A 14311-nucleotide genomic window follows, 5' to 3' on the forward strand; every position below is an offset into this window, starting at 1 on the left:
GGAAATTTGATAAAATAAGGGAATGGACCAACGAATAAAATTAAGAATAGAATATTTACGTGCTAATCTCAAATACCTTAACGATACTGAGTTGGCAGAATATAATCGGTTGACTGGTCAGCATTTGACACACCAGCACCAACAGCAAACGCAAGAACCTTACCAAGCACAACAAACTCATCAATCAAATCAGGGGTATCAGTCGTCTCAAGCCTATCAACAAGCACCGAGGTTTGAACCGCAGCCCAGCTCGGATGGGGTTAATCAACATCATTATAAGCAGCATAAGCAGCGCCCAGTTAAAAAGCCTAAAAATAAGAAAAAACGTAAAAAAGTGAGTTTCTGGAAGAAATTACGCCGTTTTCTTTTGCTTATCCTGATTTTGATGATTGCGTTCTTTATCTATGGTTACCAGCGTGGTAAAAGTCACGCGCCAGAAGGTTTGAAAACAGAGAAGTTTTCCGGTCAAAAAGCACCTTCTGGTGCGACCAATATCTTGATATTAGGGACTGACCAGCGTGATTTTCAGACGACTGGTGATGCGCGAAGTGACTCAATCATGGTCATGCAGATAGGAGCTAAAGATAAGAAAGTCAAGCTCGTCAGCTTTATGCGGGATACCTTGGTCTATCAGCCGGGCGTTAGCCAATACGGTGCAGATACGAAAATCAATGTCGCCTATAACATAGGAGAACAAGATGACCATCAGGGCGCCGAGTACATGCGTGAGGTCTTGAAGAAAAACTTTGACATCGATATTCAGTACTATGCCTTAGTCAACTTCAATAGTTTTGCGACAGTCATTGATTCTCTCTTTCCAATGGGCGTTAAGATTGATGCTAAGTTTGCCACGATTGGTGGCGAAAAAGTTAAGTCAGTGGAGGTGCCAGACGATTTGAATTGGACACCTGAGCATCAAGATCCGATTCAAAGGATTAAAGTCGGTCCACAGCGGATGGATGGTCGAACCTTGCTCAATTATGCGCGTTTCCGTAAGGATGATGAGGGTGACTTCGGTCGGACTAAACGTCAACAGCAGGTCATGCAGGCGATTATGTCAGGCGTTAAGAGTCCGCTGACTCTCTTCACAGGCAGTTCAGCCTTGGGCACAATCAAAGGCGTGACCTCAACCAATGTCAGCGATTTCTTTATGCTGACCCATGCCCCAGGCCTCGCACTCAATGCAGCCAAAGGGATTGAAAGTTATACCGTTCCTGAAAATGGCGACTGGGTTGAGGCCTTAGACCAATACGGCGGCTCAGGTTTACAGATAGACTTTGATAAGTATCAGGCTAAACTGAAAAACTTGCTAGGGTAATAACAATAATCAATCAAAAGTCTAGCTGATTGGCTAGGCTTTTTTGCTTAGCCATCACACACAGGAACAACAAAAAAAGCCTGCCAGCAACCTGACAAGCTTTAAACAATTAGCCTTTATCAGCCCCAGCCGTAATCCCATTGACATAGAATTTTTGCATGAAGATGAAGAGCAAGGTAATCGGAATGGCGATGATCACACACCCTGCGATAAACTGTGTGAAGTAAGTGGTCGCAGAACCCTTTGAGTTAAATACCATGCTGTAAAGACCGTAGGCAATGGTAAATGATTTTGAATCATTGTTACCTAAGATAATACCTGAGAAGATGAAGTCTGTCCAGGGGGCGATGAAAGCCATCAAGGCAGTGTAGACGATAATCGGTTTTGAAAGTGGCAAGGTAATGTTGGTAAAGACTTGCCATTTGTTGGCACCGTCGATTTTCGCTGCCTCGTCGATTGACGCTGGAATGGTATCAAAGAAACCTTTAGCGATGTAGAAGCCAAGTCCTGCCCCCCCCGCATAAACCATGACCAGACCGCCAAGGCTGAGCATATCAAATGATTTCAAGATGTAGTATAAGGCAATCATGGACATGAAACCGGGAAACATCCCAAGTACCAAGGCGATTTGTAAGAAAGGTTTACGGAAGGCAAATTTCAAACGTGAGAGGACGTAACTCATCATGATGATAATGAGCGTTGAAATGACCATTGAGAGGACTGAGACGATTAAGGTATTAACCAACCAGTTGACAAAGGGGAAGACACCATTTGCATTTTTGATGAGGGAAACATAGTTGTCAATGGTAAAGTTATCCGGAATAATCGTGTCAACAAACCCAGTTGAGTTTTTAGTGAAGGACACGAGGACAATCCAGACAATTGGGAAGAGCCAAATAATGGCAAGAAGGATGAGTAGAATGTAACGTCCGACTAATGATAAGAGACGTTGATGTGCATAAGATTTCATGATTTACCCCTCCTTAAATGCATTAGTTCGGCGATAAGCGACGAGTGAGATGCTGGCGTTGACGATAAAGATTAAGATACCGAGCGCCGCAGCAACGTTGTATTGTTGCGTCTGACCAAAGACCAGTTTGTAGAGCCAAGTGACCAGCAAGTCCGTTTCACCAGCTGAATTGTAGTTGGCATTCATCGGCCAGCCACCTGTTAAGAGGTAGATGACATTGAAGTTGTTGATATTGCCGATAAATTGTTGAATCAAAGCGGGTGTCATCACAAACAAAATTTGTGGGAAAGTGATGGATTTGAAGATTTTGAAGCTGTTGGCCCCATCAATCCGTGCCGCCTCAATCTGATCTTGTGGCAAGTTTTGGATGATTGCAGTTGAGGTCAACATAGAGACAGGAATCCCAATCCACATGTTGACAACGATAACGGTAGCACGTGAGACCCAAGCATTGGAGTCTGTTGTGATAAATTTAATCGGCTCAGAGATGATGTGCCAACCCATGAGCAGGTTATTCAAGGCACCTTGTGTGTTGAGGAATTGCGCCATCAAAAGCAAGGTCACAAATTGTGGGACGGCAAAGACGATCACGAAGATTGTCCGCCACATGCCTTTTCCTTTAATCCCTTTGGATTCAATCAGCATGGCAAGTAGTACACCACCGAGGAAGGTTGTCAAAGTCGCAAGGACTGCCCAGATGAGTGTCCAAATCAGGACAGGGAAGAACGTGCCAGCCAAGTTACCTGAGAGAATTTGCCCAAATGAGGTAAATCCAGTCCAAGAAAAGGCAATCGCATGGTTTTTATTATAGTTGGTAAACGCCATGGTAATCATGTAGAGCGTTGGCAAAATCGTGAAAAGGAAAACACCCAAGAGTGGAATCGCCATCAAGGTTTTGTGCAAGTTGCTATCCAGAAGTGATGCCAACTCTTCTTTGTTACTTGGGATGTGCTGTCCTGTTTGTTTCAGATAAACCAAGTGTTTATTTGACTTGTAGTTTTGGATGAAGAGGACAACGAAAGCAATGATAATGAGTATCGCAAGGACACCCCAAAGTAAGATAATGACAGAATTGTCAGGTTGAATGGTGACGGGAATGCCGTCCTTATCAAGACCTGTTGTCATTTTCTTGTTTGGTCCAAGTGTCGTCAAGAGTGACAAGGCACTGATGCCACTAAAGACAAGCCAGCCGAGAAAGGCGATTTCTAATAATAAGAACATGGCGCCTTTGGCAAACTGTTTGTGTTTGAGCTGATTCAGTCCCATGATGAAGAAGGTCAGCTTTTCGGTAGTCCCAGCATGCCAGATGTCGCCTATCGTTAAATTACGCTCGGCTTCTGAAACGATGGATTCCGCGTTCATTTTTCTTTTTTTAGCCATAATAATCTTCCTAATGTTGAGTTAGTGAAATGAATTGAATAAGACCGAGCCCGCATGGCGGGCTGATAGAGGTCAGCACTAGCCGTACGGCTAGGCTAATCTAAAGTATAAAAAGTTAGTTTGACCTAACTCTTTATGCATGTTTTATCACTGATCGAATTGATTATTTGTTGATGTCTTTTGCGAATGTTCCTAATTGTGCTTTGTAGTCAGCTTCTTTGATTTGACCTGTGTAGGCACCGTTGATAAGTGGTGTTGCTTTGTCCCAGAAGATAGACATTTGCGCTAATTTAGGCATCAAAGTAGAGTAACCAGGTTGTGCCATTGTGATTACAGTTTTAGTCAAGTCTGATGCTTGAACATCTGCATTTTCTTGTGCTTTCGTATTAGTTGGTACGAGGCCTTGATCTTTAAAGAGAACAAGTTGTGCCGCTTCAGAAGTGAGGTAAGCGGCGAGTTTTTGTGCGCCGGCTTGGTCAGGTGCTTTAGCGTTGACAGCGATTGATTTAATCCCAAGGAAGGCTTGCATTTGTTTTTCTTCGCCACCGATATTGATTGTTGGGTATGGTGCCACTGCCATTTTGTCGCCGAGGACTTCTTTAACGGAAGTAGATGACCAAGGCCCATCGATGATAGCAGAGACTTTACCAGATTTTAATTGGTTAAGTGTGTTATCTGTATTCATCACGCCTTTATTATTTTTTTGTTCTGCAAACCATTTCATGGCGTTGACACCTTTGTCAGAATCAACGGACATGTCGCCAAGTTTTTCACCATTTTCTCCATAAAGTGTTGTACCTGCAGAGAAGAAGATCGGGTAAACGTTATATGGGACAGCGAAGTTTGTACCAAGTACCCCTTTAGAGGTCAAAGTATCCCAAGATTTCACATCATCAGCAGTGAGTTTTGTTTTATCATAGTAGATGAACTGTGATTGTTCTTCGTAAGGCAGGGCGTAAGTTTTACCTTTGTAGTTGACGGCATTGAAAGCAAGTTCGCTGTTTTCTGCTTTAGAAGCATCCGCGTATTTAGGTGCGATTTCATTGATATAACCTTTTTCAGCCATATCGCCTAATTGATCGTGAGGGACTTGGAAGACATCACCATATTTCGCAGGGTCTTTAGCGATGTCAGTTTTAGCATTTGAGGCACCAGAGTTGTTCGCTTTGACTTCAACTTTGACATCTTTGTTTTCTTTTTCGAAGTTAGCTACGATTTCATCGTAAGCTTTCTTTTGTTCAGTATCGACATAAAGACGGACAGTTTTACCATCTGTTTTAGCTTTTGAACCACCATCAGATGATTTAGATGAGCCACAGGCAGTAAGTGCTACAGCTGCAGTACCAAGGATTGCTGTTGAGAGCAAAGCTTTTTTCCAAGTTTTCATAAGTTAATCCTCCATCGCTTTTATGAAAGCGTTTTTATTTTACATCTCTATTATGCAACCGTTTGTCTAAAATGTCAAGCATTATTTTTATTTTTTTGAAAAACATTTATTTTTCCTTAATTTATCCAGTAATAGCGCCTATCTATTAATGTTGTCAAATTTTTTAATATCACGAGAGGATTGGTTTTGGATAGTAAATAAATAAAATATTTGTCATTCTATGTGCAAACGGTTGCAATTTAGCTTTATTATGTTAAACTATTTTTGAAAGCAGTTACAAATCTTATTTTTAAGAGATGTAGGATGTAGATAGAGGAGAAAATTAATATGAACTTATCAGCAATTTACCATCGCCCCGAATCAGAATATGCCTATCTCTATACGGCAAGTGAAATGCGTGTCCGTATTCGCACCGCTCTAGATGATATTGCCAAAATCGTCGTCGTCTCAGGCGACCCCTACGATTTTTCAGATGGTGTCTGGCAAAAAGAAGCAGATGTTGCCATGACGCGAGGTCTGGCGACAGAAACGCATCAATATTGGGAAGCCAAACTCTATGCACCACATCATCGCCTGAATTACGGCTTTAATATCACAGGACTTGATGGCGAGGCGCTCTTCTATGGCGACCAAGGCTTTGAGCCACTGATTGATGAGACGGCAGGTAGCGATGGCCTGATGGGCTCAAATGCCTACTTTAAAATGCCTTATTTCCAAGAGATTGATCGCTTTAAAGCACCCGAGTGGGTCAAGGAAACGATTTGGTACCAAATTTTCCCTGAGCGTTTTGCCAATGGCGATCCGTCTAATGATAATGACGGGACACTGCCTTGGAATCCAGATGATCATCCCACACGAGAAGCCTTTTATGGTGGCGATTTACGTGGTGTGATTGACCATCTCGACCATCTGGTCGATTTGGGGATTAACGGTATTTATTTCAATCCGATTTTTGAGGCTCCGACTAATCATAAGTATGATACGCGGAATTATTTAGAAATCGACCCGCATTTTGGAACAAAAGATGATTTTAAGGAATTAGTCGATCAGGCACATGCGCGTGGCATTAAAGTCATGCTTGATGCTGTTTTTAACCACATAGGAGATGAAAGCCCAGAATGGCTTGATGTGCTGGCAAATGGTCAGCAGTCTAAGTATGCCGATTGGTTTCACATTCATTCTTGGCCGATTAAGACGACACCGAAAAGCGAGTATGATGATCATGCTAACTATGAAACTTTTGCCTTCACGCGCCATATGCCCAAACTCAACACAGCCAATCCTGAAGTCCAAGACTACCTATTAGATATCAGTACCTATTGGATTCGTGAATTTGGCATTGATGCGTGGCGGATTGATGTTGCCAATGAAGTCGATCACCATTTCTGGAAAAGATTTTACAAAGCAGTCACTGCTATTGACCCAGATTTTTATATCTTAGGTGAGATTTGGACGAGCGCCCAGTCTTGGCTGACTGGCGATGAGTTCAATGGGGTGATGAACTACGCTTTTACCGGTTCAATTATCGATTATTTCGCCAAAAGAAAAATATCGGCAGACAAATTTGTCAGCAATCTCAATGCCCAGCTCATGCTCAATCGCGACCAGACCAATCAAATGATGTATAATTTACTGGATTCTCACGATGCCCCGCGTGTCCTCAGTCTGGCAAATGGTGATAAGGACATTGTCAAGCAAATGTATGCCTTTATGTTCCTGCAACAAGGCACGCCGGATATTTACTACGGCAGTGAGTATGCCATGACGGGCGAGAATGACCCTGATAATCGCAAACCCATGGAGTGGCGACCTGAGAAACAAGATCATGATATGTATGCTTTTATGAAAGATTTAATTCAACTTCGTAAAGACCAGTTGGCAGTTCTTGTCGAGGGCGATTTGGCTTGGCAGGTTGACGGTGATGTCGTGAGCGTGACGCGTCGTCTGTCAGGCATGCGTTTGACCGCTGTCTTTAATGCGAGTGAGACTGCCTATGACACCAGTGCTGAGTCCGGTCAAGTGATTTTTGCCAATCATTTTAGTGAGGGCACCTTAGCACCCAAAGGCTTTGTCGTCTTTTTAGAAAGTGAGGCCGTTTAATGGCAGTTGATACTCCTAAAACACTTCGCGGACAGCTGATTTACTCGATTTTTCCACGTAATTTCAGTCAGGCTGGGACATTTGCGGCGATTGAGCCTGAGCTTGACCGCATCAAGGCTCTGGGAACAGATATCATCTGGCTCATGCCCATTCATCCGATTGGCACGGTCAACCGTAAGGGGTCTCTCGGCTCTCCCTATGCCATTCAGGACTACCGTGAAGTCAATCCTGAGTATGGCACAAAGGCTGATTTTATCCATTTGACAGAAGCCATTCACGCTAGAGGCATGAAAGTCATCATTGATGTCGTTTATAATCATACCTCGCCAGATTCGTGGCTCATTCAGCATCATCCCGAGTGGTTTTACCGCAAGCCTAACGGCGACTTTGGCAATAAGACTGGGGATTGGACGGATGTCAAAGACTTGGATTATAGCCTGAGCCATGATCTCTGGGACTATCAGATTGAAACCCTTCAGATGTGGGCAGAAGTTGTGGACGGTTTCCGTTGTGATGTCGCGTCCCTCGTGCCGCTGAATTTTTGGTTGGAAGCCCGTCAAGCTGTGGCCAAAGTACGTCCAGATGCCATTTGGCTGTCAGAATCAGTCGAAGAAAGTTTCGTCAGCTATAACAGAAGTCAAGGTCAAACAGCGCTTTCAGAATCTGAGATTTTCCAAGCCTTTGACATGGCTTATGACTATGATGTCTTTGAGATTTTCAACGATGTCTTGACAGGCAAAGGCAGTCTAGCAGACTATGCGGCGGCTTTGACACGGCAAACCGTGATTTATCCAGATAATTATGTCAAAATGCGTTATCTGGAAAACCATGATAATTTCCGTGCCGCAGCCTTGATTCCTGACCCTGAAAAACTTGCCACTTGGACAGCTTTTATCTATTTTCAGCAAGGCACGACACAACTTTATGCCGGCCAGGAAGTGCATGCCAAACACATTCCAAGTCTTTTTGATGCCGACAAGGTGGACTGGCAAACTGGTCTTGACCAGAGTGCTTATTTAGCAAGGTTAGCGGAAATTACCTCAGCAGAAATTTTTAAGACTGGTTATTATACGATTGAAGCAGACGGACAGTCGCTCATCGGCAAATATGTTTTGGGAAGAGAAGAAATCGTCGGACTATTCCCAGTTCAAGGCATTGGCATTGCGCATCTTAATGGGAAATATGAAGAGTTATTGACGGGAGAAATCGTCCAAAGTAATAATGGTAAGGTTGCTTTTCATCGTGCCATGATATTGAAAGAAGTATGAAAAGTGTCAAATTAAGAAGACTTTGAGCGGACATCGTTCGCGAATGACCTAGCTTGGACGGAGCGTAAGCGCAGGTCAAGTTCAAGATTTCAGGTCATGAAATCGTAGAAGGAGACAAAATCATGACATTTGAGAAACAATGGTGGCAGACGGCTGTCTCCTACCAAGTTTATCCGCGTAGCTTTCAGGATTCTGACGGCGACGGGATTGGCGACATTAAAGGGATTACCAGTCGTCTGGACTATCTGGAAAAGCTTGGGATTACAGCCATTTGGCTCAGTCCAGTTTACGCTAGTCCTATGGATGACAACGGTTATGATATTTCAGACTATGAAGATATTGCCAGCATTTTTGGCGATATGGCAGCTATGGACGACCTTTTGGCAAAAGCTGGGCAACATGGCATTAAAATCATCATGGACTTGGTGGTCAATCATACCTCAGATGAACACGCTTGGTTTGTCGAGGCTAAAAAGTCTAAGGATAATGCTTTTCGTGATTACTATGTCTGGCGTGACCAACCGAATGAGTTAACCTCGGCATTTTCAGGTTCTGCCTGGGAATTTGACGAAGCAAGTGGGCAATACTATCTCCATCTTTTCTCTAAAAAACAGCCCGATCTCAACTGGGAAAATGAGCAAGTCCGTCAAGCCGTCTATGACATGATGAATTTCTGGATTGACAAGGGCGTTGGCGGTTTTCGCATGGACGTGATTGATTTGATTGGGAAAATGCCTGACGACGCCATCACTGGCAATGGTCCAAAACTCCATGCGTATCTCCAAGAAATGAACCATGCCACTTTTGGTGATAAAGAGTTATTGACAGTAGGCGAAACTTGGGGCGCGACGCCTGAGATTGCCAAACTCTACTCAGCGCCTGAGCGGGAAGAGTTGTCTATGGTTTTTCAGTTTGAGCATATCAGTTTGTCACACGAGCCTGAACAGCCTAAGTGGGATGTGATTGACCTTAACAAGGCTAAATTAAAAACGATTATCTCGAAATGGCAGACTGATTTGGCAGTCGGTCAAGGCTGGAACTCACTTTTTTGGAATAATCATGATTTACCTCGTGCCATTTCCATCTGGGGCAATGATGCGGCATATCGTGTGCCGTGTGCCAAAGCCTTTGCGATTTTGCTCCATCTCATGCGTGGCACGCCTTTCATCTATCAGGGTGAAGAAATTGGCATGACCAATTATCCCTTTAAAACGATTGACCAAGTTGCAGACATTGAATCGCTCAATATGTATGCTGAACGTCTTGAGCAAGGCTACAAACCTGAAGCCATCATGGCGAGCATCCGTGCCGTTGGTCGTGATAATGCCCGTACACCCATGCAGTGGGATGCGACTGACCATGCAGGTTTTACAAGCGGTCAGCCTTGGTTGGCAGTCAATGCGAACTACCAAACGATTAATGCTGAGGCAGCCTTAGCTGATAAGGACTCTATTTTCTATACCTATCAAAAATTGATTGCCCTGCGCAAACAAAACGACTGGGTGGTTTATGGCGACTACGAGTTACTTGCAACCTCTGACAATGTTTTTGCCTATCTCCGCCATTTTGAAGGTAAAAAATATCTGGTTGTGGTCAATTTTTCTGATGAAACGGAAACGTTTGACAGTCAGTTTATTGCTGGTAAAGGCGTGATTGCTAACCGTCAAATTCCGAAAGATTTGACACAAGTTGAGCTGCAACCATGGGATGCTTTTGCACTTGAAGTGGTGTCAGATTGAGTTTTAATGAAACAAGAAGGGGCGATTATATCTTTTATCGCTTTTTTTGTTCAGGAATAAGAATTGAAGTTCTACGCTTGACAATGCAATCGTTTGCATTGTATAATGGTGGCAAACGACGACATAAAAAATGGAGTGACAGATGAAAAGTAATTGGTTTAAACAAGCAGTGGGCTATCAAATTTATCCCAAATCATTTCGCGATACGAATGGCGACGGCATTGGCGATATTAATGGGATTATCGAAAAATTACCCTATCTCAAAGATTTGGGTATTGATTTTATCTGGATTAATCCGATTTATAAAAGCCCGCAGTTTGATGGTGGCTATGATATTTCTGATTATTATGCCTTGGACGAAGCACGTTTTGGCACGATGGCTGACTTACAAAACTTGATTTCACGAGCGCATTCACTAGAGATGAAAATCATCATGGACTTAGTCGTCAATCATACGTCTGATCAGCACCCTTGGTTCATTGAAAGTCGCAAGTCTAAGGACAATCCCTATCGGGATTATTACCATTGGCAACCGGCAACGCCTGATCATCTGCCCAATAACTGGGTGTCATTTTTTGGTGGGAGTACTTGGACCATTGATGAGCCGACGGGAGAGGCTTATTTTCACGTATTTGCGAAGGAGCAGCCCGATTTGAACTGGCACAATCCTAAGGTGCGCGAGGAGATTTATGCCATGGTGCGTTGGTGGCTGGAGCAGGGGATTGACGGCTTTAGGCTAGATGCCATCAGTCACATCGAGAAAGCACCGTGGGATTTTAAAATCAAATCTTTTAAGGATAATGACCCGTGGGAACCTTTCATGAATGTGGCAGGTATCGAGGCTTACATGCAGGAATTTAAGAAGATTTTTGATGCCTACGATGCGCTGACCGTTGGGGAGGCGAGTGGTGTATCGAGCAAGAAAGCGCCAGATTGGACGGACGATCAGGGCTATATCGACATGATTTTTGAGCTGGAGCATAGTGTCAAAGATGACACGGGCAAGGCTGATTTGAAACGCTTTAAAGAGGCAATCATCCGCTGGCAGGAAGATATGCTTGCGCGTGGGTGGAATGCGCCCTATCTGGAAAATCACGATCAGCCGCGCGTGATTGATGTCTTAGGAGATGGTACGGACGCGTCGGCAAAAGCGCTGGCTGTGGCTTACATGCTGTTGCGTGGCACGCCCTTTATTTATCAAGGGCAAGAAATCGGCATGACGAATTTTGACTACACGGATATTTCGCAGGTCGATGCGACTGATACGATTTATTTATACCATGAAAAAGTAGCAGCCGGCTTGTCGAAAGCAGCCGCGCTCAAGGCAGCGACGGTTAATTCTAGGGATCATTCTCGGACACCGATGCAATGGGATGCGACTGAAAACGCTGGCTTTACTGATGGTCAGCCTTGGTTAGCGATTAACCCTAACTATCGGGAGAAAAATATTGCCGTATCCCAAGCTGACCCAGACTCAATCCTGAATCTCTATAAATTTTTGATTCAACTGCGCCATGAGAACCAGGCCATTTCTGAGGGGGGCATCAAATTTTTATGCCCTGACCATCCGACAGTATTGGCATATGAACGGGACGAATTTTTAATCGTGACCAATTTATCAGCTGAGCCAACGACTGTCATATTTGAAGTTCCTTTGCAAGAATATACAGACGTTATCAGCCAAGCAGAACTCCCGACTTTAACAGACTTACAACTAGAGGGCTGGGCTTACCGAATCTACAAGAAAAACAAAAAAACAGCTTGACGTGCAACCGTTTGCATGGTAAACTAGAAGAAATGAAACCGATTGCATAAATTGACGGTTTGGCGTATGCAAAAGGATGCCAATTTTAAAAAAGAAATGAGTGAGGACATCAAGAATGAATCAAATCAAACGTATTATGGCGATTGACCCATGGCAAATCAAATCTGATACATTAGAAATTGAAGACAGACGGTTACAAGAATCTCTGACAGCCATTGGCAACGGCTATATGGGCATGCGGGGAAATTTTGCTGAAACTTACTCTGGTGATATGCACCAAGGCTTCTACTTAGCTGGTGTCTGGTACCCGGATAAAACACGTGTCGGCTGGTGGAAAAATGGCTATCCAGAATATTTTGGTAAGGCGATTAATGCGCTCAATATTGCCAAAATAAAATTATTTATTGATGATGCAGAAGTGGACTTGGCGACTGAAAAAATCAGTGACTTTAACATCTCACTCGACATGGCTAAAGGTAGCCTTAGCTATACCTATGTCGTGCGTGGCGTCAAAGTCTCGACTGAACGCTTTTTTTCAGCGGATGTCTTAGAACTTGCAGTTTTCGCCTTTCATTTTGAAACGGTAGACGGGCAGACGCATACGATTCAGATTGATGCTATCCTTGATGCCGATGTTAAAAATGAAGATGCCAACTACGATGAGCAGTTCTGGAATATCCTAGACAAAGGTCAGACTGAAAACGGGTCTTATATCGCAACGCAAACGCTGGAAAATCCCTTTGGTGTGGCTCAATTTAGTGTTGTTGCCAGCCAATCTTTTGCAGGTGACTTTCAGGCAGTTGCACAGACGATGACAGATAAATCTGTCATTGATACCTTTGAAACAACTGTCTCTGCAACGCAAACTTCAGTTTTTGAAAAACGTGTTGTCGTGACCACAAGCCGTGACTATGATGGACTTGAAGCTGTGATTGCGGGCAACCAAGCTATCGTCGAAAAATCTGTCCAAGGTCATGACTACAGCAGCCTCTATCAAGCACAAGTCGATGCCTGGGCGAAACGCTGGGAGATTGCCGATGTTGTGATTGAAGGCTCTGATGAAGCCCAACAAGGCATCCGTTTCAACCTGTTCCAACTCTTCTCAACTTACTACGGCGAAGATGAACGCCTCAACATTGGCCCTAAAGGCTTTACAGGTGAAAAATATGGTGGTGCGACTTACTGGGATACAGAGGCCTACGCAGTGCCGCTCTATCTCTCATTGGCAGACGAAAAAGTGACTAAAAATCTCTTGAAATATCGTCGTCAACAACTCCCACAAGCGCAGCATAATGCCCGCCAACAAGGTCTTAAAGGCGCTTTGTATCCAATGGTGACTTTCACAGGTGTCGAGTGTCATAACGAGTGGGAAATTACTTTCGAAGAAATTCACCGCAATGGCGCGATTCCTTATGCCATTTACAACTATACTAACTACACAGGCGACGAAACTTACTTGGCGCGTGAGGGGCTTGACGTCCTCGTAGAAGTGGCGCGTTTCTGGGCAGACCGTGTGCATTATTCAGCCCGTCACGACAAATACATGATTCATGGTGTCACAGGACCAAATGAGTACGAAAACAACATTAACAACAACTGGTATACCAATACGCTGGCTGCTTGGGTCTTGCGCTATACAGCTGAAAGTCTAGCGAAACATCCGCGTCCTGACCTCAATGTCACAGCGGACGAATTAGCAAAATGGTCAGAAATTGTCGACAAGATGTACTATCCCTATGATGAAAAAGAAGGCGTTTTTGTCCAACACGATGGCTTTATGGATAAAGACCTTCGCCCAGTTGCAGCCTTGGACGCATCAGATTTACCGCTCAATCAAAACTGGTCTTGGGATAAAATTTTACGTTCACCATTTATCAAACAAGCCGATGTCTTGCAAGGGATTTATTTCTTTGGCAATCAATTCTCTTTAGAAGAAAAACGCCGTAACTTTGACTTTTATGAGCCAATGACAGTGCATGAAAGTTCACTTTCACCGTCTATTCATGCGATTTTAGCAGCTGAGTTGGGTAAAGAAGCCAAGGCAGTTGAAATGTATGGTCGGACAGCACGTCTTGATTTGGATAATTATAACAATGACACAGAAGACGGTCTGCACATTACCTCGATGACAGGGTCTTGGCTCGCCATTGTGCAAGGCTTTGCCCAAATGAAAACATGGGATGGCAAACTGAGTTTTGCACCATTTTTACCAGGTGACTGGACGGCCTATACCTTCCATATCAACTACCGTGGGCGCCTTTTGAAAATTCAAGTGGCAGAAAATGTCACGGTCAGCTTGCTATCAGGCAATGCTTTGACTTTAGAGGTTTACGGTCAAGCAGTTGACTTGACGTCTAATTATACTGTGAAAGTAGGTGGTTAAG

General features: G+C 43.9%; 9 protein-coding genes. 6 read left to right on the forward strand and 3 right to left on the reverse strand.

Annotated features, from left to right (window positions below; translation table 11 throughout):
- Positions 1-22 precede the first annotated feature (22 nt).
- The gene (locus RsY01_RS04260; RefSeq protein ID WP_094784322.1) at positions 23-1318 is read left to right on the forward strand and encodes an LCP family protein; all 1296 of its coding nucleotides are present in this window, start codon (positions 23-25) and stop codon (positions 1316-1318) included.
- Between the two features lie 109 nt (positions 1319-1427).
- On the opposite strand, the gene RsY01_RS04265 is transcribed toward RsY01_RS04260, so the two are convergent.
- The 3 genes from RsY01_RS04265 to RsY01_RS04275 form a co-directional block, all read right to left on the reverse strand.
- Positions 1428-2288: a sugar ABC transporter permease gene (locus RsY01_RS04265; RefSeq protein WP_094784323.1), complete on the reverse strand. Its 861-nt coding sequence runs from the start codon at positions 2286-2288 to the stop codon at positions 1428-1430.
- A 3-nt stretch (positions 2289-2291) separates the two neighbouring features.
- A complete protein-coding gene (locus tag RsY01_RS04270) occupies positions 2292-3668 on the reverse strand; it encodes a carbohydrate ABC transporter permease (RefSeq protein WP_094784324.1) in 1377 nt (458 codons plus the stop codon).
- Between the two features lie 163 nt (positions 3669-3831).
- The gene (locus RsY01_RS04275) at positions 3832-5055 is read right to left on the reverse strand and encodes an extracellular solute-binding protein (protein WP_094784325.1); all 1224 of its coding nucleotides are present in this window, start codon (positions 5053-5055) and stop codon (positions 3832-3834) included.
- Between the two features lie 327 nt (positions 5056-5382).
- Between RsY01_RS04275 and RsY01_RS04280 the strand changes: the two genes are divergently transcribed.
- The 5 genes from RsY01_RS04280 (at position 5383) to RsY01_RS04300 (ending at position 14310) form a co-directional block, all read left to right on the forward strand.
- Positions 5383-7155: a glycoside hydrolase family 13 protein gene (locus tag RsY01_RS04280; RefSeq protein WP_094784326.1), complete on the forward strand. Its 1773-nt coding sequence runs from the start codon at positions 5383-5385 to the stop codon at positions 7153-7155.
- Positions 7155-8423, forward strand: a complete 1269-nt coding sequence (locus tag RsY01_RS04285; protein WP_094784327.1) for an alpha-amylase family glycosyl hydrolase — start codon at positions 7155-7157, stop codon at positions 8421-8423. Before RsY01_RS04280 ends, RsY01_RS04285 begins: the two co-directional genes overlap by 1 nt.
- A gap of 122 nt (positions 8424-8545) precedes the next feature.
- Positions 8546-10162: a glycoside hydrolase family 13 protein gene (locus RsY01_RS04290; protein WP_094784328.1), complete on the forward strand. Its 1617-nt coding sequence runs from the start codon at positions 8546-8548 to the stop codon at positions 10160-10162.
- 142 nt (positions 10163-10304) lie between these two features.
- The gene (locus tag RsY01_RS04295) at positions 10305-11927 is read left to right on the forward strand and encodes a glycoside hydrolase family 13 protein (RefSeq protein ID WP_094784329.1); all 1623 of its coding nucleotides are present in this window, start codon (positions 10305-10307) and stop codon (positions 11925-11927) included.
- A 115-nt stretch (positions 11928-12042) separates the two neighbouring features.
- The gene (locus tag RsY01_RS04300; RefSeq protein ID WP_094784330.1) at positions 12043-14310 is read left to right on the forward strand and encodes a glycoside hydrolase family 65 protein; all 2268 of its coding nucleotides are present in this window, start codon (positions 12043-12045) and stop codon (positions 14308-14310) included.
- Position 14311: the final 1 nt, after the last annotated feature.

The organism is Pseudolactococcus reticulitermitis (genome assembly GCF_002260845.1).
GTDB classification, from domain to species: domain Bacteria; phylum Bacillota; class Bacilli; order Lactobacillales; family Streptococcaceae; genus Pseudolactococcus; species Pseudolactococcus reticulitermitis.

Coding starts and splice junctions, on each gene's coding strand:
- RsY01_RS04260 (WP_094784322.1), top strand. CDS start 23: ATGGACCAACGAATAAAATTAAGAATAGAATATTTACGTGCTAATCTC.
- RsY01_RS04295 (WP_094784329.1), top strand. CDS start 10,305: ATGAAAAGTAATTGGTTTAAACAAGCAGTGGGCTATCAAATTTATCCC.
- RsY01_RS04280 (WP_094784326.1), top strand. CDS start 5,383: ATGAACTTATCAGCAATTTACCATCGCCCCGAATCAGAATATGCCTAT.
- RsY01_RS04265 (WP_094784323.1), bottom strand. CDS start 2,288: ATGAAATCTTATGCACATCAACGTCTCTTATCATTAGTCGGACGTTAC.
- RsY01_RS04290 (WP_094784328.1), top strand. CDS start 8,546: ATGACATTTGAGAAACAATGGTGGCAGACGGCTGTCTCCTACCAAGTT.
- RsY01_RS04300 (WP_094784330.1), top strand. CDS start 12,043: ATGAATCAAATCAAACGTATTATGGCGATTGACCCATGGCAAATCAAA.
- RsY01_RS04285 (WP_094784327.1), top strand. CDS start 7,155: ATGGCAGTTGATACTCCTAAAACACTTCGCGGACAGCTGATTTACTCG.
- RsY01_RS04270 (WP_094784324.1), bottom strand. CDS start 3,668: ATGGCTAAAAAAAGAAAAATGAACGCGGAATCCATCGTTTCAGAAGCC.
- RsY01_RS04275 (WP_094784325.1), bottom strand. CDS start 5,055: ATGAAAACTTGGAAAAAAGCTTTGCTCTCAACAGCAATCCTTGGTACT.